The sequence below is a fragment of the Ktedonobacter sp. SOSP1-85 genome (assembly GCF_016587415.1).
Classification (GTDB): Bacteria; Chloroflexota; Ktedonobacteria; order Ktedonobacterales; family Ktedonobacteraceae; genus Ktedonobacter.
Genome location: NZ_BNJI01000001.1, coordinates 5,108,443 through 5,131,400 on the forward strand (window position 1 = coordinate 5,108,443; position 22,958 = coordinate 5,131,400).

The window sequence follows — 22,958 nt, forward strand, 5'->3', positions numbered from 1 at the left end:
TTTTCAGCACGCCAAAACTTGTGTGTAAGTGTCAGGCTTTAGACCTGGGGAGGAGCATTGCGCACTCCTTTCTGTGTGTACTCATAGCCATCTGCTTGATGGATACAACGCATATATTTGGGATGGATATCGACCTTCCCAAGGCGAAACGACGGACGATGGCGAATGGCTATTCTTCCTTCAAATGTTCCTTTGGAGGTAATGGCTTTCACCATATCACCTGTGCGATATCCAAGAAACGTTTTTCTTCGTTGTTTCTGTTTTTCTGGGAATCCGTACTTATCAGGAACGCACATTCGTCTTCTTCCATGACCATTGGCAGTAATAAGCAAAGGAACCACCCCTTTGTGGGAAATGGCAGAAGGGGTGCTCTTGCCCACGCAGGTGGCATCGAGCCAATGCGTCTTGGCTAGCCTTCTTGTGGTTCGGTTGTATTTGGTCAACCCACCACTGCCGCACTCGACAGGCAAGCCACATGCGTTGAGCCGTTCAAGCAAGGCAAAGCGTGTAGCATTCACGGCACTGGCATCCTTGAGAGGCTTTTTGACCTGAGCCAGAATGCGCTTGAGCACATCAGGCTTCTTCGCAAGAAACACCGCAATATCCTGCGTCCCTTTGGCACTATTGCATGGCTCGCAGGCCAGGGTAAGATTGCTTATCCTATGGGTGCCACCGTTGGCGCGAGGATGAATGTGCTCAATTTGCAAGGGCACATCTTGCTTGCCACAATAGGCGCACGTACGTTCCCATTTTTCGAGCAAGAATTCCCTCACTTCATACCCTTGTAGGGTGCCTTGTTGGTATTCTATGCCTGTAATATCGGGATTCTCCATCAGTTGCAGATCAAACTTGACCAATTCCTGGCTCAGAGCAGTAATGGGAGCAGAGCGACACAAGCGAGCTACCCATGTCAGAATATTGGCAAGACGACTTTCCAGCGATGGTGGCAACCACCCTTTCTTGCGCCTTCTATTCTGAAATCGCGGTTTGCGATACCTTGTTTTGCGGTTGCGTCGTCTGCGACGAACACCACGGCGACTATCCAGGCTATCTTTTATAGCGTGCCCACGATGCTCAAGTTCAGCCGCGAAAACAACGTTCCCGTTGGTATCGTTCACCAGGGCAATCCCCGTGGTTTTGCTGCCAGGATCAAGCTTGAGGCGCAAGGGGTGCACCTCTGGTTGATCTACCACCCGTTTGAGCACAATGGTAAATGGGTATCTCCTGTACACGGCGGCTTTGCCCTGTGTGAGCAAGCGCCTTGCACGTGCTGGATGCACTGGGTTTAACGGTTTATAGTCACGATCAATCACAAAAACATTGCTCAAGTTGAGCCTCTACTTTCGTAGGTAATGTGCGCCTCGTCAAAGTTAGCGAACGGTTTTACGTACAACACACGTCCTTAACCCTCTAGGGATGTTTAATGCTGTACCGTAGCGGTTGGAGCTGGCAAAGCACCCCAACGTACCTATTTCGTTCCTAACGTAGCCCGATAGCCTTGATGATTCTATCCATCAAGTCCGCTCTGGCTGAGACTGGTCAGGTCCAGGCTTGCTTACGCAAGCCCCTGCCTTTAGGCATGGGGTTCCTGACTGTAGTAGTAACGGTGGTAGGAGCAGGCTTTGTGAGCGTTGGCGGCACGGGAGTTAGCGTTGGGCGTGAGGGGAAGTTCCAGCCATCTTTAGGAGGTGTGGGTATCGGCGTAGCAACCTGAGCCTTAGGAGGAAGAGGCACAGAAGACGATGAGGAATCCATGCTGCATGCGGTGACGACACAGAGGACGAGGAGCATGGAAAGACTCGCCATTATACGCGTACCTTGCACACGTAGAAGAGACATTCGGTGCATGGGTCCTCTCTCCTGATCGTCAGTATCGCTATCTATTACCTGCTTATTCGCTTCCTCAATGTATAAGACGAATAACATGAAGATCTTTCTATATGATTCCCCGAAAGTCCTGGTTGGCTTCTTGGCTTAGAGCGCGCCCTAAGCATTAAGGGACTCAAGAATAATTAATGATCCCAGATAGCTGACAGGTTTCATTAACTCTACCTGAACCTATTTTGAGCTTCTTATGGAAGCATGATGCTGAAAGTTGTGGTTGATTGCGGCGCGAATTGTGCATGCAAGCGATTTCAGGTATTTGCGCCTCACCTCCCATACACCTTATGAGTGTGTCAGATCCGCTTTTCATGTCTTTTATCACCAGGGTCGCACTCTATGCGCCTCTTCCCTTGTTTTTGCTGAAAAGTATGACGATAGGCCTGTGGTGAAATACGCAGAAAACGCTGGAAGTGCAAGCGCAGCGTCGCCGCTGAATGAAAACCACAGCACGTAGCAATCTGCTCAACGGGCTCGTTGGTCGTTTCCAGAAGACGCTGAGCCAGCACAATGCGCTGCTGAAGTATCCATTGATAGGGAGTCATCCCCAGGGTCGCGCTGAAACGGCGCGCGAAGGTTCGCTGGCTCATTGCGGCCTGGGCTGCCAGTTGCTCGATGGTAAACTCTCTGTCGAGGTGGGCCGCGATCCACGCCAGGGTCGCGCCAAAGGGGTCGTTCTCATCCAGGTCGGGAAAGGGCGTCTCGATATATTGTGCCTGTCCACCCTCGCGATGGAGAGGAACAACCATCCGCCGTGCGACAGCCGCGGCAATTTCAGCTCCGTAATCCTGGCGCACAATATAGAGAGACAGGTCGATAGCCGCTGCCGTTCCTGCAGCCGTCAACACCTGGCTATCATCGACATAGAGCACGCGGGGATTGACCTGGACTTTCGGATAGCGCGCAGCCAGTTCCGCAGCCCAGGCCCAGTGGGTCGTGGCCCGGCGCCCATCCAGCAACCCTGCGGCAGCCAGGAGGAAGGCTCCTGTGCAAAATGAGATCACACGTGTGCCACGCTGATAAGCCGCGCGCAAAGCCTCCAGCAAATCGTCTGGCGCGGTTGTGGTACGAAAACGAGGAGAACTGGGCACAATGATCGTGTCTGCCTCCGCAAGATGCTCCAGATGATAGGGAGTGTTCAGGAGAAGGCCGGTAGAAGTCCGAACTGGCCCTGGTTCTGTGGCACAAATGAGCAGCCGATACCAGGGTACCTTCAATTCAGCGCGTTCAACCCCAAAAATTTCCGTAGCTACTCCCAATTGAAAAAGATTCACCGCGTCGTACGCAATGATCGCAATTGTATACATGGCAATTTCTGCATGCTTTCTGTCTCTTCTGCTGCTGGTAGGTTTGCTCTGTTGCTGGCAAAATCTTAACACATCGATTGTTTTTTGCCAAACAATGAGCAACTTGAGCAGACGTGGGATCACAACGGGGCTCGCCTCCAGTGCGATTGCTGCGCTGCACATCTCTGAAAGGATTCCATTTTGGACATGTCCACAAAGCGGCTTGCCACTTTTTTGCAGAACCAGCGCTTCTCGCGCCCTTTCTGGTTCCTGGTCACTGGCTCCTTCATCAACAAAGCTGGCAATTTTATCATGCCTTTCTTTACGGTGTATCTGGTCTCTTTTCACCATCTGTCTATCAGTGCAGCGACGCTCATCATCTCACTGATGGGCCTTGGCTCGCTGGGTGCAGGGGTCTGTGGGGGTATACTGGCTGATAGAATTGGACGACGCGTAACGCTGCTCTTCAGTCTGGTCGCGACAGCTACCCTGATGCTGGCCCTCGGCTTCGCCCAGACGCTGCCCCTGATTATTCCGCTCGCCATCCTCTACCAGTTCTTCAATGAGCTCTTTCGCCCTGTGACCTCGGCAGCCATAGCGGACCTGGTGCCACCAGAAGAGCATACGCGAGCTTATGCCCTGCGCTATTGGGCGAACAACATTGGCAACGCGATTGGACCGCTCATCGCCGGGCTGGTTGCCCCCATCTCCTATTTCCTCCTCTTTCTGGGAGACGCGCTCACAACCTGCAGCTTTAGCCTGCTGATCTGGTTCGGGGTACCTGAAACGGGTCAGAGTAACCGTTCGCATGTCAAAAAACAGCTGGAGAGGAAAGCGCCCACAAAGCTCCCTCTGCGTCAGGCTTTTACCGATCCCTGGCTTTGGTCCTACGCGTTGCTGGCGCTCCTGTTCGACTGTGTCTATGTACAATCGACGACTACGCTGCCGCTTGACATGTACGCACATGGAATGAGTACGCTGGCTTTCGGTACGGTAATGGCGGTAAACGCGGCTCAGATCGTTTTCGTTAGCCTGCCGCTGACCACACTTTTTCGGCGCGTCAATCGGCACCTTTCGCTGGCCATAGCCGCGCTGATGTTGGGCACGGGCATGGGCCTCTATATCTGGCTACATACGTATGCTGGCTATATCCTGGGAGTGCTGTTCTGGACCGTCGGAGAAATTCTCTCCTACCCGATTGCACTGGCGCTGATCGCGGAACTCTCTCCGCCTCTCCTGCGCGGCTCGTATCAGGGAATCTACAGCAGCATTCGCGCGCTGTCTTCGCTTCTCGCTCCCGCGCTGGGCGGCCTGATCCTTGAACAGTTAGGCCCAACCGCTTTGTGGAGCAGTTGTTTTGTGGTCAGCGCACTCATCGCTTGCGGCTATCTGATCCTGAACAAGCTGCGCCAGCCCCAACACATCAAGGGGGCTGCGTCGCAAAAACACTGAGAGGAAAAGAAGAGATGTGAGCTCCATCAAATGGAGCAAAAGAACAGTAATCAAATAGATGCGCAATCATGATCAAATGTGCGCAACAAGCACACATTTCTCCGCATTGACATGCAAACGCTATCATGGTATGATACACGCACCAATCAAGAAAAAATGTTCTAACACAAAACAGTTCACGTCTCTCGCGAAAGGGGATCTCTCCTCATCAGGAGAGATGGGGGTGAAAGGAAAGAAGGTCTTCATGATCCTGTGCAAAAAGATCAAACTGGACCTCAGCGAGCAAGACATGGCCACCCTTGAGTTCATGCAAGGCAAATGCAGAGGCCTCTACAATTGGTGGGTGATGAAACTGCGAGACGGAGAGAAGTGGCGCTTCAACGCCTGCAAGAAGACGCTGGCTGAGAGCCGTGCCTATGATCCTGAACTCAATCAGGTGTATGGGAAACTGCTTGCCGAAGTCTACTATCGCCTGGATGCAGCCATGCAAGCCTTCTTTCGTCGCCTCGCCAATGGGGAAACGCCGGGCTTTCCTCGCGTGCGCCCTCGCCATGGGCTTCTTTACCCTCTGTTATCCGGCGATGTATCTCACGCGTGAGGGAAACACCCTCATTCTGCCCACAGGGGGCAAGGGCAAGCACAAACAGTATCCCGCTATCCATGCCGCACTCACCGAAGAGCCTCCCGAAGGCTTTCGAGAGGTGGCCATCAGTCGCGATGGCAGGGGAAACTACTACGCTTCCTTCGGCTATCGACAGCCCGAGCAAGCCAAACGCGACGGTGATACTGTGGCCTTCGATCTGGGCATCAAGACGCTGGCAACGGGCGTCACGGAAGAGGGCCGCTTCTATCACATCGGTGGGTTCAAAGGCTCGCGTTGGTACAACAAACAGCTTGATACACTGCGCTCCAAACGCAGCAAGTGTAAAAAGAAATCCCGCCGCTTTCTTCATCTGAGCAAGGTCTATAAGCGCGTATCGCAGAAGAAGCGCAACAAACAGCGCGATAGCCTGCATAAGGCATCGCATCTCATTGCACGACGATTGGTTGAGAGAACTGTCGTCGTGGGGGACCTTTCCCAGCGGCAAATGGTCATGAAAGAGCATCAGGAGCGCAAGAAGGCCCTCAATCGGGCGGTCTACAACGACTGGGGCCTGTACGCCTTTGTCCAGATGCTCACCTACAAATGCCAGGTGTATGGGAAAGAGCTTCACGTTCTAGATGAGCGCAACACCTCCAAGCAGTGTAGTGGCTGTGGCAATCTGCACGCCATGCCACTGCGCAAGAGGACGTATCGGTGCGCGGAATGCGGACTCGTCATGGATCGAGACGACAATAGCGCCGTCAACATCTTGATGAGGTTCCTTGCCCGGCGAGGGCCACACACTCAGGCTCGTCCTGAGTGCGGTGTGCTGCAGACGACCCAAAGCGGCGTAGGAGTCATGGGGGCTTCCCGTGAGGGGCATGTGCAGCAATTGAACCTGTTCGATAGTGTATAAACACATTTGAGTAGGTTTAGAATGGCAGATGATGGACTAGAATGTACAAAGCTTGAGGAGGCAGTCAGATGGAATTAGCCGAGGAAGTGAAAGAGTTGTTGAGAGAGACGGAAAAAGCGCTCAAAGGCAGTGCCCGCCGCTTGTTTATGGCACGGACCGTACGAGCATTAGGAGAGGGAGGACAACGTCTAGAAGAACGGGAGTTAGGCTGGAATCGTGGGACGATCCGCAAAGGTCAACATGAACTGGAGCAGGGGATTACCTGTCTTGATGCTTACACCTTGCGAGGCCGCAAGCGGAGTGAAGAGCATCTGCCCAACTTGCTCACCGATATCACCGCTATTGTAGATGGGCAGAATCAAGCAGACCCGCAGTGCGCGTACCAACCGTTTGTACACACGCCTGACGGCCACAGAAGTGCGCCGCCAGTTGATTGCGCAAAAAGGCTATCGTGAAGACGAATTACCCACAGCGGAGACGATCTCCACCAAACTCAACGAGCTGGGATATTACCCGAAAAAGGTGGCCAAGAGCCAACCCCAAAAAAACTGCCCGAAACCGATGCCATCTTCGCCCAGATAAAACAGATGAATGAGGAAGCTGATGCCGACGCGCAAACCTTACGGATCTCGATGGGTGCGAAAGCTGCGGTCAAGGTTGGTCCTTTTGCGCGGGGAGGCAAGAGTCGCGTCCGAACCAACGCTGCCGATCACGACTTTCAACCAGAGGCGATGGTCACACCAGTGGGGATTTTTTTGCCAGCCTCCGATGAATTGTTTCTGTATGCTGTGACCTCCAAAGTGACCAGTGATTGTTTGGTGGATCGTCTCATCGATTGGTGGGAGAGTGTTCGTGAGCGCTTTCCTCACATCAAGACACTCCTCATCAATTTGGATAATGGACCGGAGAACCACAGTCGGCGCACCCAGTTTATGCAGCGTCTGCTGGAATTTGTTCACCGAAACCGCCGCAGGATGCCCCTGCCCTTTCAGGCATGGGGAGGAATGCGGCGTTCCTTTGTCGGTGGCTTGGGTGAAAGACACCGTAGACAGCTTTTTCATCTGCTCCTTTTCTATTGGCAGGTAGATGAAAACCATGATATACTCTAAAGCATGAAAACGGTGTTAACAGCGAAACTCAAATTGAATACAACACCCGAGCAATTCAAGGCATTACGTGAGACACAACTGGCATATCGTGATGCTCTCAACTATGTCAGTACATATGCCTTTGAGAATGGCAAGATGAGTAATGCTGTTCGTCTGCAAGATGGCACGTATGATGAGATTCGCCTCCGTTTTCACCTTCCCTCACAAATGGCCTGTTCTGTTCCTCGCCAAGTTGGAGCCACTTATAAAGGTTTATGGACAAAGGTGAAGAACAATGCTGCTCATCGTAAGGCAGGTCTCACCAAAAAGCGGTACAAAGGGCTTGATAAGGCTCCTACGTTTCTCTCCCCCACGTTGACCTACCAGTATAAGAAAGACTACACGTTCAAGAAAGAGCAGCACGTGAGTCTTCTCACTCTTGAGGGACGGGTCAAGGTTCCCTATATTGGCTATGACAAGCACGTGGCATTGATCCAGCGTGGTACGGAGATAGGTGCATCGAAACTTTGGTATGACAAGCCCAAGAAGCAGTTTTACCTGCTCGTCACCCTAGAAGTGGAGACGACTGATCCTACCCCAGAAACGCACAAGCAAGTCGTTGGCGTGGATGTGGGGATGCGATACCTTGCCGTCACGGCGACGATGCAAGGCGATTGCACCTTCCATGCTGACATCTCTACTATTACCAGGTCTCACCACTACGCACGATTGAGAAAGCGTCTGCAAAAGAAAGGCACTCGTTCCGCGACGAGAAGGCTCGTCGCCATCAGTGGACGAGAGAGACGGTTGAAAGCAAACGCCAATCATGTCGTGAGTAAACGGATTGTTACCCACTATTCTCAAAGCTTGATTGGACTGGAGCATCTGACAGACATTCGAGAGCGGACCAAACGACGGAAAGGCAAACAAGCCAGTGCCAAACAGCGAAAAGCCAATCGTACCTTCTCCAAATGGGCTTTTGGTGAGTTGCACGCGATGATCGCCTATAAAGCGCTCTTGCATCAAAGTATGGCAATCAAGGTGGATGCCAACTATACCTCGCAGTCTTGCCCCCAATGTGGGCACACCTGCAAAGAGAATCGCCCTCACAAGGGCTTGCTCTTTGTCTGTCAGAATTGTCAGTACACGCTCCATGCCGATCTGGTTGGCGCGAGGAATATTGCGATGCGAACGCTTCTTATCCGGCAAGACTGGATAGGAACGGGCCTCTTGTCAGTACGCCCTGATGTGTCGGACGATGAAGCCAAAGCAGCACGCCTGAAAAGGTATGCTGAGTTGCGGTGGAGTTCAGACACAACTCCAAGCCCTCGGCTTTAGCCGTAGGGTACTGACTCTTATCATATCACTGTACGCCTCGCGTATTATCCACCCACCACAGCAAATACAACCCGGTTGAACGCTGTTGGGGCATTCTCGAACAGCACTGGAATGGTTCCTTGCTCGACTCGGTAGACGCCGTGATCCAGTATGCCAGAACCATGACCTGGAAAAAGAAACATTCGGTGGTCGAATTGGTAACGAGCGTCTATCAGATCGGCGTCAAACTGACCAAGGAGGCAATGAAAGCAGTGGAAACTCAAGTTCAGCGATTACCTTCTTTGGAAAAATGGTTTGTGGACATCGAGTATCTCGCACCAGCCATCCGGGATAGTTAATATTTCTTGAGTCCCTAAGAGAGGTATGAGCATGGGGATGCGGCATTGGCGCATCCCCATGCTCATACCTCTCTTGTGATATTTTCGACAAACTAGTGCGAAATGCTGCTAGAATAACTTGATTTTCTATACGCGACAATTTATACTTTTGAGGTATTCGATCCTTTAGGAGGTTTCAATCCGAAGTTTAACCTTTAGCATATGTTACGGCGTTTCAGTGTTTAGCCAGAAGCTGAAAACTGATGTAAGCCCTCTGTAGGTTGAAGCTTCTAGATGGACGAAGAATTTCTCCTGGGATATCGAGGGATGCCAAGTTCTGCCTGATTGCTTATAACCCCTAATACCTCGATACATATAAAAAATCACAAAAAGGGAGAAAATCTGTGGCCTTACACAAAAAAATGCTAAACCTCTCGTCTCTGGGTGTGTTGGTGCTGTCTACACTGCTGGCTTTAAGCATCTCTTTGCTGAGCAATGGTTCGGCATTGGCAGCCACCAGCGTGGCGTCAAAGATCGATCCGCGTTTCTACTATTTCCATCATGACCCACCTAAGAACGCTATGAGGAGCAACCATGTGCCTGCCGCCCTGGCGACATGGACCTCGACGTTCACGGTTGATGGAGTGACCTATCCCTATACCATGGTTGGTACCGACCCCACGCAGGGATCGAAGACGACTAAGATTCCGGTCACTATCGTACCCATTAAGACAGTCTTTGGTAAGACTGTGTTTGATGGATCGAAGAAGGTCGACTCAGTTGTGAATTCGCCCCTCTTCAAAAAAGAGGATTTCCAGACCGGGCATACGCAGTATACCGATGCCATTCAGCGTGCCTCGTTCTGGAAAACGATCCAGAAGTTCAGCCCTAACTATCACGTCCTGCTGGACAAACCCAACGTCAAGAAGACCTACACGATTAACGTGGCTCCGGGTCAGGGCGAGCTCGTATCCACGAATACCAACCACGTTTATGGTAATATCGATGATATCAACTGGTGGGATACACAGATGCAGCAGTTGTTGGGGAAATACAAGGCAACCTCCAACGGCCTGACCATCTTCCTGACCTATGATGTGCTCATCGAGCTAGGTGTAGGTGGTTACCACAACGCAACCGGGCAGGGCCTGCCTGGCGACCTGACCTATGCCTGGGCGTCGTACTATGACCAGTACCTCTACAGTGGCTTCTCGAACACGGGTGCCTTGAGTCACGAGCTGGCCGAGTGGGTCGCTGACCCATACACAACTAATGTTGTTCCAAGCTGGTCGGTGCCATCTGAGCCGCAGTATGGGTGCAGCAATGTCCTTGAGGTTGGCGATCCCCTGGTGGGCTTCGTCTTCCACAAGGATGGCTATACTCTCCAGGACGAGGTCAACTTCTCCTGGTTCTCGCGTCAGAGTCCCTCGATTGGCTACAAGGGGCGCTATACCTACCTGGGGAACAAAGACTTTACGAGCTACTCTGTAAGCTGTTAGCATAGTCGCGTTCCTTATTGGGTAGGCGCACAATAATAATCAGGCAGAACGGTAGTTCCCTCACATCTTGCCAGTCAAGGGTCTGGCAGAGAACACAGAGAAGCGGAGGACTCATTAGCGAGTCCTCCGCTTCTTTGTGTGGGCCTCTTGCTCTTCTTTTTTATAGGCTTATTGTATTAGCGCAGTGAAGCGATGTTTGCAGCATTGTTCTCGCCGCAGGAGAATGGCACGATCACGGACAGGAGTTTGGAGACGTCGGGGGTGCCCCAACCGGTTGCCGCATCCCAGCCTTTCGCGGCGTTGTAGCCAGGAATGGTAACTGTGTTCCCGTTGGCATCCGCATAGGCATAACCGTTATCGCCAACCGTGGTGTCGTGGAAGACCTGCTTGGCAAGCGACGTATGTCCGATCAGATAGAAAGCGGGATTGAGGAAGCCCAGGCGATGGTTGGCCTTCTGCGCGCCAAGCGCAGCGATGCCAGCCCACTGAGGAGATCCGGCGCTGGTTCCACCGAAGATGAAGATACCGCCAGAAATTCCAGACTCGCTCCAGACGGTCAGCACACCACCATTGATGGCGGCATTGTAGGAGACGTCAGGCTCGCCACGGAAGTTTTTAATTCCCGGGGTGCCATACTGGTAGAACGGCTTGTGGTAGATCGTGCTGAAGCCACCGCCGCCCGCGCTACCAAACTGAGGCTCATTCCAGACCACCTCACTCTGGTAGGCGCCGGTAACGGGATCAGCGATGAGCTGAGTGCCGCCAACGGAGGTCACCAGGGGATCAGTAGCGGGAGAAGAGGCGCTCAGGAAGAAGTTGCCAGAGCCATCGCAGCTGGGCTGCGAAGAACCCTGGTCGCCAGCGGAGGCAAAGAGCGTGATGTGTTTCTGTGTCGCCTCAAAGAAGAGCTGATGCTCTTTCTTGAGCAGCTTGGGGTCGACGCAGGTCTCGCCCTCACCAAAGCTCTGCGAGATCACATCACCCAGGTTGTGGTCAACCGCGTAACGGGTCGCGCTGAGGATGTCCTCATCGTTATTGGTTTTGGCCAGGACCAGGTTGATCGTGGCGTCGGGAGCGATAGCATGTGCCCACTCGACATCCAGGGAGATCTCACCAGACCAGCCGACCTGGTTGGCATCGTTGGGATCAAAAGGCGTTAGGCCATCAGGAGCGATAATATTGAGGGGCGCATCCTGAAGACCAAAGGTTTTGTCGAAGAGTTGCAGGTCACTGGCAATCGCCGGAGCGCTAAAGGCGTCGACGATCACAATGCTGCGACCCTTGCCGGTGATACCGGAATCAAGAACGGACTGAATGTTATATGCCGTGCGAATCTGCTGTGGTCCGTAGCAGCGAACCGCCGCGGTCGCGGACTGACACCTGAATGTGGGACCATCCTGTACCTTACCCGCATAGACATGCTGGGGGTGGATGGTGACCGCATTCGGATTGGCGTGTCCAGCTGCGTGTGCCGCCTGGCCCGTGCCTAACGTGAAGCTAGCTAGCAGGCCGAGCATAGCAGTGGAGGCAAATAACACTCTGGGCATGCGACGAAAAAAGGAATTTTTCGGCATAATGTTCTCCAGCTCTAGGAGTCGTATAAAAAAAAGAGTGAAGAGCAGAAATGGCACCAGGAAGAGTATAGACGTTTGTCTATGTAATTTCAGTGTTTGTCGTGTGTCTAGATGGTTGCTGTTTGGTGGAGATTCATCGAAATTGGTGGATGTTTTGCTTCATCTGCTCCTCACGGGATATACGGATACGCAGCAGAAGGCATGGTGGGTGGCGTGGGGGATAGAGTGAGAAATGAGTGAGCAGAAAGTTTGCTTATTGGCTGTTGCTCGACGCTGCGAAAGCGTGTCTACATTAGTGCCATATGTAGACACGCTTTCGCAGCGTCGAGCTATCACGGTTCAATGCTATTGTTCATTAGCTGAGAGAGCTTGCATGCGGAAGTGGGCGCGTTCGATGACCAGGATAGCCTGGTCGAGAAAGGTCCAGAAGAAGGTGGCCCGCTCTGTATGGCGTCGCTCCTCTTCGTGGAAGAGTTGATCATCGGCCAGCCAGGGGATGGGATGTTTGAGGCGCAGGCAGAGCACGCCCAGGACCTGGCTAGGTGTACGCAGCGGGATGAGGCGCAGGATCTGACCTTCCTCCTCGGGGTGCGCGATGGAGGGGAGCGGCTTCTCCAGGCTCGTCTGCCCCGTGAGCTTGCTGGCGGATGCAAGCTCTGAAGGTGAAAGGGCGAAGTCTTCGATGCTTATTGGGGCCTCCGCCTGGCGCGTGAGGTTGCCCTGTTTATCGGGGAGAAGCAGGGCGCATGCCTGCACGCCCCAGGGCGCAAAGACTCTGACTATGGACAAGGCAATGCTCTGCAATTGTTCGGGAAGTTGTTCTGTACTATTAATCACGCGCCCAACTTCATAGAGGATACGTGCTTCGCGTTCGCGTCGCCAGGCCTCCTGGATGCTGCGGCGCATAACACCCGCCAGTTGCCCGGTCAGCAAGGCTGCCACTAGAAAGACAACAAGCGCCAGCACTTCCTCCCAACGCGAGATAGTCAAGGTGTAGAGAGGAGGAACAAGCCAGAAGTCAAAGGAGAAGACGGCTACCAGCGCCGCGAGCAGGGCTGCATAGCGGCCTCGCGTACTTGCCAGGGCCAGAATGAGCAGGAGATAGATCACGGAAATGTTCGGGATCGTAGGATAGAGGTGGAACACGTAGATGAACGCGGTACATAGCAAGGCTCCGACGATGGCTAGCGCGCTGTCTATAAGGTAGCTTCGCCAGTTTCTCTTGAGTTGTACGGGGACCTGGGGAATCTGTTGTATAGTACGCATCGCAGCCTCCTCAAGTATATGTATATGCGGTGCATTGCGCTACTGACGTACGCGTCTACGCTGGGCGCTTACATCTAGCCCGGAGGCGTAGGCGCGTACGTCGGTAACGCTGATTTAGCGTACGAATTTTGTCCCTATCGGGAGGTCTTCCAGAGTATGCAAGAGCACATGTGAGGTGCAGCCGTTCGCGATCTGGACGCAGGGTACCTCCTCAAGAGCGTGTAGGCAGGCGTGTACCTTGGGAAGCATGCCGTCTCGAATGACATGTTCTTCAATCAGTGCCTGGGCCTGTTGCTCATTCAACTCTGAGATGATTGTACCATCAGCATTGTAGATGCCGTCAATATTACTTAGAAATGTCAACCGGGTTGCGTTTAGCGCGCCGGCAAGGTGAGAGGCAACCAGGTCTGCGTTCATATTGAGGCTGCTGCCGTCTGGTCCTAGACCCAGGGGAGCCAGGACCGGTATATACCCATCGTCGAGCACCTGGCGTATCAAGGTAGGGTTGATTGTGTCTATGGCTCCCACATAGCCCAGGCTCTCGTCAGCGATGTGTCCCTGTACCAGGTTGCCATCGGTGCCACAGAGGCCAACGGCTTGTCCTCCAAGTTGTGTTATCTTGGTTGCGATCTCTTTATTGATTTGGCCACATAGAACCATGCGCACCACGTTCAGTGTCTGGGCGTCTGTTACTCGCAGGCCATGTTCAAAGTGAATGGGGATGTGGAGCTTCGAGAGCCACTCGTTGATGACGGGTCCTCCCCCATGTACCAGGACGATGTTCGCACCCAGAATTTGTAAACAGATGCAATCCTGGAGTACGCTCCGCTGATACTCCAGGGTGCTGCCCCCTAACTTGATGACAAAAGTCTTTCCTTTGAGCTGGGAAAATGAGCACTTGCTGGAGCTGGTATGTTCCATGGGGATGAACTCATGCCTGTTCCATGGCTGATCGGTCGCTGGTAATGATGGGTTTATCATAGATCGTAACTCCTCGTGAACGCCTAGAAGTCTGGATTGATCACTTCACTCCTCTGGTCTGAGAGGAGATATATATGCTCTTCTACTGTATCCGATAGACAATCAAAAAAGTGTATGGAGGCGAGTGTCAGGTATCAAAAGATTGTCAAGATATAGCTCCTATCCCAGGTGTAGTTGCTCGACGATGGGTCCAAGGGAAAGGGAGGCGAAGTAGGTCAGGCCGACAACGATGATGGCGGTAAAAATGATCACCGTGCCAAACATGACAGAGTCGGTACGAAATTTTCCGATGGACATCGGGCGTCGATCTTGCAGGCTGAATTTGCCTGCCAGCGCCAGGGCTGGAATGGCCAGGCCAAAGCGTCCAATAAGCATGACAATAGCCGTGGTGACGTTGTAGAAGGGGCTATTCGCGCTCAGCCCTGCGAAGTTCTGACCGTTGTTGGCCATTGAGGACGCATAGGCATACAGAATTTCGGTGAGGCCATGTGCCCCGGTATTTGTCGTCAGTCCTGCCAGGCCGGGCGCGGTGACGACCGCCAAGGCCGTAAAGGTCACGACCGCGATTGAACCCAGGAGCGTATAAAGCGCTAGGAGCTTCATCTCGGGTGGCTCGATTTTCTTGCCCAGGTACTCGGGGGTACGTCCGATCATCAAGCCTGTCAGGAAGAGGCCAATCAGTGCCACCATGATGATACTGTAGATGCCAGTTCCCAGGCCGCCGTAAATGATTTCGCCGAGCAGCATATTGACCAGCGGCACCGTACCTCCGATGGGGGTATAGCTGTCATGCATGGAGTTATAGGAACCGGTCGCCCCGTTTGACGTAGTTATAGCCGTCAGCACAGAGCCGCCGATACCAAAGCGGACCTCTTTGCCCTCCATGTTGCCGGCGCCGCCGGTGATATAGGGTGTGAGCGCGGGATTGCCGCGTTGTTCGGCCCAGCCGCAGAGAAGCAGGCCTGCGACAAAGAGGATCGTCATGGCCCAGAAAAGGACCCAGCCCTGGCGCGTGTTGCCAACCATCAGGCCAAAGGTGTAGGTGAGAGAGGCTGGTAGTACCACAATTGCCAGCATTTCAAGCACGTTTGTCAGGGGAGTGGGATTTTCAAAGGGATGGGCGCCATTGACGTTAAAGAAGCCCCCACCATTGGTGCCAAGGTTCTTGATCCATTCAAGCGCGGCTACAGGTCCCTGGGCGATAAGTTGGGTGCCTCCTTCAAGCGTCTTGACCTCGGTATAAGGATGAAAGTTCATGGGCACGCCCTGCCAGATGAGCAAGAGACTGCCAAGCAGGGAAATGGGGAGGAGTACCCAGAGAAGAGAGCGTACTAAGTCGAACCAGAAATTGCCCAGGAAGGGCGTGCGCTCCCGCGCCAGGCCGCGTATAAAAGCCATACCGACCGCCAGGCCCGCCGCTCCAGCCAGGAAGTTTTGTGTCGCGAGGCCAACAATCTGTGTCAAATAGCTCATAGTCGTCTCACCCGCGTAGGCCTGCCAGGTGGTTGTGGTTGTGAAGCTAATGGCGGTATTGAAGGCCAGGTCTGGTGTCATCGGTGTCGTCATATGGGCCGCATCGAACCAGGGGAGGAACTGTTGCACGCGTAGCAGAGCATAGAGTGCCAGCGTGCCAATCAACGTGAAGACGATAAAGGCGACACTATACTGTCTGAAGTTCATCTCACGTGTGGCATCAAGTTTACTTACGCGGTAGATAGCGCGTTCGACCGGGCAAAGGAGCGGATCAAGCCAGGTTCGTTCACGCGCGAAGACACGCTTAAGGTATATCCCCACGGGTTTCACCAGGAGAATCACCACCAGGAGAAAGACCCCATATTGCAGGAGGGCTAAGGAACTCATCTTCGTTCTTCCTTTGTTATTTCTCGTTTTATTGCAGATTTCCTGCTAAAAGGGCATCAGGTATTCAGTGTGAACTAGCAGGAGAGCCATAGTTGCTATCCAGATCAAAGTTGAGTTCCAGCACATTGACGCGTGGCTCTCCAAAGATGCCAAGATCTCGCCCATCGGTATGTTTGGCGATAAGTGCTCGCACCTGGTCAGCTGTCAGGGTTGCGTTCTTGCTACCTGAGGCATGGCGGGCCTTTACAATGCGTTCTACCTGGAGCAGGGCGGCTTCGACAGAGATATGCGGATCGAGGCCACTGCCGCTGGCGGTAATAATATCGGCTGGAAGCAAGGTATCGGGGGGCAAGTCATTTTCTTTGCGGAACTGGGTGGCGTAGGCCTTAATACCATCATAGGTACCGGGAACGTAGTAGGTATGAGGTTTGCCCGCAACGGGGGTTGCGTTGTCCGGGACCTTGTCACCAGGCTTGAGCGTGATGAGTGTGCCGTTCCCTTCAAGTAGCTGGGGGTTTGTCGGTCCCAGGTTAGAGCCGCTAGAACTGCTAGCGTTATAGCCAGCGGCGCTTGGGCGACCATGAAAATATTCAGGGCGGGTAAATTGCTGCCCAATGAGACGGGAACCAATTACCTGGTGTTGCTGATTGTAGAGGAGGCTACCGTTGGCCTGGTCAGGGAAGAGGAGTTGACCCAGTCCGTAGACGAGGGCGGGAAAAATCACCCCGCAGAGCAATAGGAGGATAGCGAAAAGCTTGAAGGCGCCCCAGGAATAGCTCAGGATGCCACTGGCTTTAGGGGATGGTTCGGACAAGATCCTGGAAGATTGTTCAGGTTCTTCTTTCGCGGCCTCAGGACGCGTAGCTTGTTTTTGCTTCATAAAAACCCTCGTTTGATGGTGCTAACGTTCAGAGCAAGGACGCGTGAACGCTGGTGATAGTTGGTTAAAGACGAACACGAGCGTAAGCACGCTCGTTTATTGTTCTCTATATAGTCTAGCTTTGGAAACATCAAAGGGAGGTAAGAGGAGAGGGGGAAGCCTTCAAAAAGTGCTCAAGGAAAGGGTCTGTTATGGTAGCATTCAGAAGAAAAGCTCCTTCTTTAACGAATATATCCGTTCTTGAGCGAATCTTTATGTGTAGCTCTTGCATTTTCTCAAGTTGGTGGCGTAATGTTTTGGAGGTGAATCCTTTCCCATTCCTGCTCTGCCTGCCCCCATGTGGGGCGGTGTGGAGTACAGAGAAGACTCTCTGCTTTCGATATTGCTGGCAAACCTTTTCTCTCGACTTTTCAGCGCCTTCGGCGCTTCACATCATTTGTGTGGTGGCAGATTGAGCGGCCATCACACACCAGAAAAAGTGAGCCGCGGAGCGGCGAGGAGAGTTGGGCGGCAGTATCTGCTTTCGGAATGTCTCATGAGGAGATTTCTATGCGCAACTGTCCTAATTGCCATCAACCGGTCGGTGCCAGTGACGATATCTGCGAAAATTGTGGCGCTGTCCTTGATAGTGCACTGGCTGCTCCGACTTTTACTGCTGCCTCCGCTTCAATGCAGCTACCTGCAGCCATTCCATCTGCCGTGATCACTTCGACAACTCCTGCTGTCTGCCCTAACTGTCACAGTGCTCTACAACCAGGCGATGATATCTGCGAGCAGTGTGGCATGGTTGTAACTGCAACTACGAATAGTGCTGTTGTTAATCCTACCAGCACGCCGACAGCTCAGCAGTGTCCCCAATGTCACGGTCCACGCATACCGGGCGTTAAGTTTTGTAATCGTTGTGGCTTTAGCTATGTAGGTGTTACGGGACCGACCGCTTTGAGCAACTCTACCTCGGTTGCAAGCCCACCATCTACCTTACAGGTGGGAAATATACTTAATAATAAATATGAGATTACTCGTGTCATTGGGGCAGGCGGTATGGGTGCGGTCTACCTGGCGTATGACCAGGTCTTGAAACGCCAGGTGGTGATTAAGGCACTGCTGAGCGATGATGATCCTGATATGGCGGCTCAGAGTGTGAAAGAGCGCGAGTTCCTGGCTGCGATCAAGCATGCCAATATTGTCTCGATCTATGACTTTCTGACGATTGGGATGCGTGGCTATATCGTGATGGAGTATGTCGAGGGCAAGACGCTCGACGACCTGCTAGAGGAACGCGGTCACCCCTTTGATGTGCCTGAAGCGATCCGCTATATACTGGGTATCCTGCCGGCCTTCTCGTATCTGGCGAAACTCGACCTTGTCTACTGTGATTTTAAACCACAGAATGTGATGGTCGAGACGCTGAAAGACGGGACTCAGATTGTGAAGCTGATCGATCTGGGTACTGTGATCAAACATACGGCGCGTCCAGGCGATGTTTATGGCACGCACGGCTTCTATGCTCCGGAGGCGGTTAAGAATCCGTCGCCCGAGACTGATCTATATACTATCTGCCGCACGCTTGCATATCTCGTGACGCAGATGGACCTGGCAAGTCCGATCTTTGGCATGCCATCCTCCGAATACTACAAGGCTTTTCGCGATTATCCTGCTCTCTATCGTCTGCTGGCCAAGGGGACGCACAGCAAACCTGCGCAACGTTTTCATAGTGCGGAACAATTGAGCGATCAGCTGGCTGGAGTTCTGCGTCAGATTGTGGGTGGCACGCCAGGCGTACCTGTGGGCTCGAATCTCTTTGTGCCAGGGATTATGACGACGACTGGCAAGTTGGGCTTTCGTGGTGAGGCGGTCTTAGATGAGGGCGATAAGGCGATCGACCACCTGCGTTTTGGTGACCAGGCGCTACGTGGAGGCAACTACGTTAGCGCGGAAAGTTTTTACAAACAGGCCGCAAAGATTAACCCCAACAGTGTCGACGCCCATCTCCGGCTCGCTGAAGTGTATATCGATACCAGCGAATTTGGCATGGCTCTGGCTGAGGTTACGAAGGTACAGCGTATGGCTCCTGGTAACTGGAAGGTTGCCTGGTACACCGGACGCTTACTGGAGGCGCAGGAGAAGTATGCTGCGGCGGCTGATCAGTACCGTGAGTTGATTGCGGACCTACCAGGTGAACTACCACCTCAGCAGGCGCTGGCACGTGTCTGTGCGCGTATGGGCGACGATCTGACTGCTGTGGAGCTGTTCACTAAAGTGCTCAAGGCTGATCCGGGCAATACGGAGGCTGTACTGGGGGTGACGGGCTCTCTGCTCAATCTACAACGTTGGGATGAGGCTGCGCGGGTGCTCAGTAGTATCAATGAGGCGGCCGCAAAGTATGTTGAGGCTCAGTTGATGCTCTGTGACCTCTATCTCAGCCGCATGGTTCCGCTCACACCTCAGAATGTGCAGAGTGCGTCGCAGGCGGTGAACGGACTGGATGGCCGCACTGAAGATCCGCGCTATTACCTGGCGCGTGGCGATGTCTACCGGGTTGCGTATGGCCTGGCTCGCGCGAAACAACTACCGTCCACGAGCAAGATAGCCGGGGTGACCGATCTCAGACCAGCAACATTAGGCCAGGCTGCCGAAGAGAGCTATCATGAGTATCTACGCCGCGCCCGCAAACCTGCAAACCGTGAGACTATCATCCGTCGTAAGTTCGAAGTTGCTCCCTGGCGTCTTCTATAAAGGAAACTACAAAAACTATGTTTAAAATTACTGCTTATAACAATCCATACCTGCGTGTTGGACAATCAACGATGCAGGCGGTCCTCTCGGTCTGTATAGATGAGGCCGCTGCTCCGGCTCCGGCTCCGCTGGCTTTGGCGATTGCGCTGGACCGTTCTGGCTCGATGGATGGTGCGAAGATGCGTGCTGCTCGTGACGGGGCGGTGAAGGTTGTGCAGGCGATCGATGCCAGTATGCAATTTATGGTTGTGACATTCAACGATAACGCCCGTATCATCTTTGGTCCGGCGGCTGGAATTGAGGAGAATAAAAATCGCGCGATTGCTGCTATCCAGACGGTCTATGCGGCTAGCGGGACGCGTATGAGCACTGCCCTGAATACGATTGTGGATAAGTTTGGCAGCAATCAATCACGTGCTACGCGTATCCTTTTCCTGACTGATGGTAAAAATGAAGGGGAACCGCGTGCTGCCCTTGATCGCGCGGTTGCACGTTGTTCGGCTGCGAATATCAGTATCAGTGCGTGGGGTGTTGGAACAGACTGGGATGCGGCTGAACTTCTGCATATGGCGGAGGTGACGCGTGGTTCGGCGGATATTATCCCGACCCCCAATCAGGTCGAGGCGGCATTCAGCAGTTCGTTTAGTGAGATGCGCAGGACAGCTATCACGAATGCGCGCATGTACCTCTGGTCACCTGCGGGTGTCCAGATTACCAACCTGCAGCAGGTCTATCCTACGATTGTGCCGCTGGGTACAGAACCCGATCCGACCAGTCCACGTCAGCAGGTGATTGCGCTCGGCTCATTCGCTCCTGGTGATCAGCGCGACTACCTGCTAGATATTACTATGCCGGTCAACACACCGGGTCAACAGTTTATGCTTGTCCGTCCCACCCTCAAGTACTTCGCGGGTGGGGGAACGGAGCAGGAGGAGAAAAGCGAACGTTCCGGCTGGGTCTTCGTACAATGGACCGAGGATGTATCCCTGGCCGCTCAGATCGAGGCCCATATCGCCCACTATACCAATCAAGAAGAACTATCCAACAATATCAAAGATGGCCAGGCAGCTCTCGCTGCGGGAGACAATGAGAAGGCCACACGTCTGCTAGGTCGAGCGCTGGAGATTAGCGAACGTTCCGGCAATGCACGCGTGACCCGTCTGCTCAGTGAGCTAATCTCGCGCGACGCCAAAGGGACGATACAACTCAACAAACAGGCCGACGCCGTGGCCCGTAAAACTCTGGCCATCAATGTCAGCAAGACCTCAAAATTGCAGTAATACCGCTCTCTATAAAACGACTAGAAGAATTTGAAAGAAGATCGCTAAAATGGCTAAACCACGGGTGAGTACGACAGGTACGTCAACCCCCTACTACACGCCACCTGCAACATCGAATACAGGCGCTGGGAAGCAGGCACAGTCCACGCCTGTGCCAGGTCAGGCTGTGCCACCAACAACGACACCTGCAGGTCCAAAGTTTGTCAGTCGTGTCTGGCAACAGGCTCGTCGTACGTTGAAAGGCCAGTTCATCGCTCTGGCTAGCGGCTGCCTGCTACTCGCCATACTACTAGCCCTCGTTATCTCTCTCTCGTTCAACCGTGCCGCCACAGATCTGAATACTATCGCGAATGGCAGTATCCCCAGTGTCGATGCTGCGCAATCGCTGGCACAATATATTGACGATATCGACGCAAAAGCGGCTGACTACATTGCGACTGCTCCGCTGACCCAGATAGAAGCGTGCAGTGTCGTTACTGCCAGTGGTAGCAAAAATGTAGGACCCAGGCGCGTCCATGACTGTGATCAGCTCAATATCGATGCTGAAATTATCCTGGCTAATCAACAATTGTTCAATGCTGCCCACAACGTTACCTACCCTGGCGAGCGTACTGCTGTGGAGCGCATTACTGCTGGCATGGAGGAATATATCGGGCACCTGACCGTCATGCAGCACGAGTTTGACCAGGCTAGCAACACGGCTAATGCGCAGGATAGTCATCTCCGCAATGCTTACCAGGCCTACCTGGCAGCCAGCAGTGTCCTGCACACCAGGATTCAACGCCAACCGAGTATCGTTGAAGATAGGTCAACTCTGCCAGCCTGCCACATTGGTATCGACCAGCACCTGGCGCAACCCAACACCTGGGTCAACGGCGGCATTGCAGACAATATCGACTGTTTGAGCGATATCAACTATACCCACCTGCAAGGGACAACTAGTACTGGTGGTGGCTACAATGATGTAATATCATTTTTAAACACCGCACTTATCGGTGCCATACTGCTCAGTATTATCTTCGTAGGCTGGCTGCTCATCTCTACCTGGCGTATGGCGGCGGTCACTCACCGCGTGATCAATGTCGGGCTCAGCCTGTCGCTACTCGTCGGACTGATCTTCAGTCTTATGATCATTGGTACCCTGCTCAATTTCACCGGACTCCCAGGCACACATACTGCCAGTCAGGACGGGGCCTATCGGCAACTAGTCAAAGACGATTACGACAGTGTCTACTATGCAGCAAAACTGAAACGCTACGGCACCGATGCCAACGCTGATGAGTCTCGCTGGCTGATCGCGCTGACCTTCAACGATACAACCACAGCGAGTGGTGCAGACCACTGGGCCGCCGACTGGGGCACCAACATCCAGCAGGTACAACAGCTAATCGCCAACGCCCAGAACAACCAGACCTGGAATGAAGAGATCCAACCTCTCTCCGATATCCATTCTGGCTGGAACAAATACATTACCCTCGACAGACAGATCCGCGCAGCCGCCAATAACGGCAGCGATCCGCAGCATATCAATAACGCTGAGGTCATCAGCACCGGACCATCCAACGCTGCCTTCGGCACCTTCTCAGACGCCGTTACTGCTCTGAGCAAAGCCAACTACGATCACTACAATATCACGCTCAGTAGCACCCAGAACACCCTGAACATCTACACCTCGCTCAGCGCTATACTCTACCCCCTCATCGGCCTCTGCGCTGCCTGGGGCATCTACACACGACTCAACGAATTCTAGCCAACCACACAGATGGGCCAGCATACACCACGAGGAAAACAATCCCATACTGGCCCACCTTCTACCTCACCTCCACAACGATCATCACGGGGCCATAACATTTTTCGTTCTGACATTCCCGCTAAGGAAATTCGGGTCGGAAGCCTGTAATAATGAGGCTTCTAGCGGTCCAGGTTAACAGCAATCGTGCCGCTTTCCCTTGTTGAGCAGAGCCTACCAACCCTACGATTATGGCTCTTCTCTCGACTTTATCAAGCGTTAGCGGAGAAAA

Annotated in this window: 16 protein-coding genes and 2 pseudogenes; 11 read left to right on the forward strand and 7 right to left on the reverse strand. The window is 53.2% G+C overall.

The window, feature by feature from the left end:
* Positions 1-38 precede the first annotated feature (38 nt).
* On the reverse strand, positions 39-1,328 hold the full coding sequence (gene iscB / locus KTE_RS21325; protein WP_201384435.1) for an RNA-guided endonuclease IscB: 1,290 nt from the start codon (positions 1,326-1,328) through the stop codon (positions 39-41).
* Between the two features lie 170 nt (positions 1,329-1,498).
* Here iscB and KTE_RS21330 point away from each other — a divergent pair, with 170 nt between their 5' ends.
* Positions 1,499-1,714, forward strand: a complete 216-nt coding sequence (locus tag KTE_RS21330; RefSeq protein ID WP_201384436.1) for a hypothetical protein — start codon at positions 1,499-1,501, stop codon at positions 1,712-1,714.
* Between the two features lie 463 nt (positions 1,715-2,177).
* On the opposite strand, the gene KTE_RS21335 is transcribed toward KTE_RS21330, so the two are convergent.
* On the reverse strand, positions 2,178-3,188 hold the full coding sequence (locus KTE_RS21335) for a helix-turn-helix domain-containing protein (RefSeq protein WP_201384437.1): 1,011 nt from the start codon (positions 3,186-3,188) through the stop codon (positions 2,178-2,180).
* Between the two features lie 186 nt (positions 3,189-3,374).
* Here KTE_RS21335 and KTE_RS21340 point away from each other — a divergent pair, with 186 nt between their 5' ends.
* From KTE_RS21340 to KTE_RS21365, 7 genes and pseudogenes are all read left to right on the forward strand, one after another.
* Positions 3,375-4,619 (forward strand): MFS transporter, encoded by a 1,245-nt coding sequence (locus KTE_RS21340; protein WP_201384438.1) that lies wholly within the window; start codon positions 3,375-3,377, stop codon positions 4,617-4,619.
* 244 nt (positions 4,620-4,863) lie between these two features.
* Positions 4,864-6,118: pseudogene (locus KTE_RS21345) on the forward strand (RNA-guided endonuclease InsQ/TnpB family protein).
* A gap of 68 nt (positions 6,119-6,186) precedes the next feature.
* On the forward strand, positions 6,187-6,573 hold the full coding sequence (locus tag KTE_RS47635; RefSeq protein WP_236600512.1) for a hypothetical protein: 387 nt from the start codon (positions 6,187-6,189) through the stop codon (positions 6,571-6,573).
* Between the two features lie 132 nt (positions 6,574-6,705).
* Positions 6,706-7,227 (forward strand): hypothetical protein, encoded by a 522-nt coding sequence (locus tag KTE_RS47640; protein WP_236600513.1) that lies wholly within the window; start codon positions 6,706-6,708, stop codon positions 7,225-7,227.
* A 3-nt stretch (positions 7,228-7,230) separates the two neighbouring features.
* The gene (locus tag KTE_RS21355; protein ID WP_201384440.1) at positions 7,231-8,544 is read left to right on the forward strand and encodes an RNA-guided endonuclease TnpB family protein; all 1,314 of its coding nucleotides are present in this window, start codon (positions 7,231-7,233) and stop codon (positions 8,542-8,544) included.
* Positions 8,545-8,562: 18 nt separating this feature from the next.
* Positions 8,563-8,882: pseudogene (locus KTE_RS21360) on the forward strand (ISAzo13 family transposase); the annotation flags it as partial.
* Positions 8,883-9,265: 383 nt separating this feature from the next.
* Positions 9,266-10,360 carry a hypothetical protein gene (locus tag KTE_RS21365; RefSeq protein WP_201384442.1) on the forward strand — a complete coding sequence of 365 codons (1,095 nt, stop codon included), beginning with the start codon at positions 9,266-9,268 and terminating at the stop codon, positions 10,358-10,360.
* A 176-nt stretch (positions 10,361-10,536) separates the two neighbouring features.
* On the opposite strand, the gene KTE_RS21370 is transcribed toward KTE_RS21365, so the two are convergent.
* The 5 genes from KTE_RS21370 to KTE_RS21390 all read right to left on the reverse strand — a co-directional run bounded on the left by KTE_RS21370 (position 10,537) and on the right by KTE_RS21390 (position 16,921).
* Positions 10,537-11,934 carry a S8 family serine peptidase gene (locus KTE_RS21370; RefSeq protein WP_201384444.1) on the reverse strand — a complete coding sequence of 466 codons (1,398 nt, stop codon included), beginning with the start codon at positions 11,932-11,934 and terminating at the stop codon, positions 10,537-10,539.
* Positions 11,935-12,279: 345 nt separating this feature from the next.
* Positions 12,280-13,200 (reverse strand): DUF4118 domain-containing protein, encoded by a 921-nt coding sequence (locus KTE_RS21375; protein WP_201384446.1) that lies wholly within the window; start codon positions 13,198-13,200, stop codon positions 12,280-12,282.
* Positions 13,201-13,314: 114 nt separating this feature from the next.
* On the reverse strand, positions 13,315-14,181 hold the full coding sequence (gene argB, locus KTE_RS21380; protein WP_201384448.1) for an acetylglutamate kinase: 867 nt from the start codon (positions 14,179-14,181) through the stop codon (positions 13,315-13,317).
* 159 nt (positions 14,182-14,340) lie between these two features.
* Positions 14,341-16,041, reverse strand: coding sequence for a potassium-transporting ATPase subunit KdpA (kdpA, locus tag KTE_RS21385; RefSeq protein ID WP_201384450.1), 1,701 nt, complete (start codon positions 16,039-16,041; stop codon positions 14,341-14,343).
* A gap of 64 nt (positions 16,042-16,105) precedes the next feature.
* On the reverse strand, positions 16,106-16,921 hold the full coding sequence (locus tag KTE_RS21390; protein WP_201384452.1) for a potassium-transporting ATPase subunit C: 816 nt from the start codon (positions 16,919-16,921) through the stop codon (positions 16,106-16,108).
* Between the two features lie 549 nt (positions 16,922-17,470).
* Here KTE_RS21390 and KTE_RS21395 point away from each other — a divergent pair.
* From KTE_RS21395 to KTE_RS21405, 3 genes are read left to right on the forward strand one after another with little or no spacing between them, the layout of a single operon-like run.
* On the forward strand, positions 17,471-19,657 hold the full coding sequence (locus tag KTE_RS21395; RefSeq protein ID WP_201384454.1) for a tetratricopeptide repeat protein: 2,187 nt from the start codon (positions 17,471-17,473) through the stop codon (positions 19,655-19,657).
* Between the two features lie 17 nt (positions 19,658-19,674).
* Positions 19,675-20,937 carry a VWA domain-containing protein gene (locus KTE_RS21400; RefSeq protein WP_201384456.1) on the forward strand — a complete coding sequence of 421 codons (1,263 nt, stop codon included), beginning with the start codon at positions 19,675-19,677 and terminating at the stop codon, positions 20,935-20,937.
* A gap of 49 nt (positions 20,938-20,986) precedes the next feature.
* On the forward strand, positions 20,987-22,687 hold the full coding sequence (locus KTE_RS21405) for a tetratricopeptide repeat protein (RefSeq protein ID WP_201384458.1): 1,701 nt from the start codon (positions 20,987-20,989) through the stop codon (positions 22,685-22,687).
* The last annotated feature ends 271 nt before the right edge of the window (positions 22,688-22,958 follow it).

Bases quoted from the DNA above. Each gene is read 5' to 3' on its own strand.
- KTE_RS21335 (WP_201384437.1), bottom strand. From the start codon at position 3,188: ATGTATACAATTGCGATCATTGCGTACGACGCGGTGAATCTTTTTCAA.
- KTE_RS21340 (WP_201384438.1), top strand. From the start codon at position 3,375: ATGTCCACAAAGCGGCTTGCCACTTTTTTGCAGAACCAGCGCTTCTCG.
- KTE_RS47635 (WP_236600512.1), top strand. From the start codon at position 6,187: ATGGAATTAGCCGAGGAAGTGAAAGAGTTGTTGAGAGAGACGGAAAAA.
- KTE_RS47640 (WP_236600513.1), top strand. From the start codon at position 6,706: ATGAATGAGGAAGCTGATGCCGACGCGCAAACCTTACGGATCTCGATG.
- KTE_RS21355 (WP_201384440.1), top strand. From the start codon at position 7,231: ATGAAAACGGTGTTAACAGCGAAACTCAAATTGAATACAACACCCGAG.
- KTE_RS21370 (WP_201384444.1), bottom strand. From the start codon at position 11,934: ATGCCGAAAAATTCCTTTTTTCGTCGCATGCCCAGAGTGTTATTTGCC.
- KTE_RS21375 (WP_201384446.1), bottom strand. From the start codon at position 13,200: ATGCGTACTATACAACAGATTCCCCAGGTCCCCGTACAACTCAAGAGA.
- argB (WP_201384448.1), bottom strand. From the start codon at position 14,181: ATGATAAACCCATCATTACCAGCGACCGATCAGCCATGGAACAGGCAT.
- kdpA (WP_201384450.1), bottom strand. From the start codon at position 16,041: ATGAGTTCCTTAGCCCTCCTGCAATATGGGGTCTTTCTCCTGGTGGTG.
- KTE_RS21390 (WP_201384452.1), bottom strand. From the start codon at position 16,921: ATGAAGCAAAAACAAGCTACGCGTCCTGAGGCCGCGAAAGAAGAACCT.
- KTE_RS21395 (WP_201384454.1), top strand. From the start codon at position 17,471: ATGCGCAACTGTCCTAATTGCCATCAACCGGTCGGTGCCAGTGACGAT.
- KTE_RS21400 (WP_201384456.1), top strand. From the start codon at position 19,675: ATGTTTAAAATTACTGCTTATAACAATCCATACCTGCGTGTTGGACAA.
- KTE_RS21405 (WP_201384458.1), top strand. From the start codon at position 20,987: ATGGCTAAACCACGGGTGAGTACGACAGGTACGTCAACCCCCTACTAC.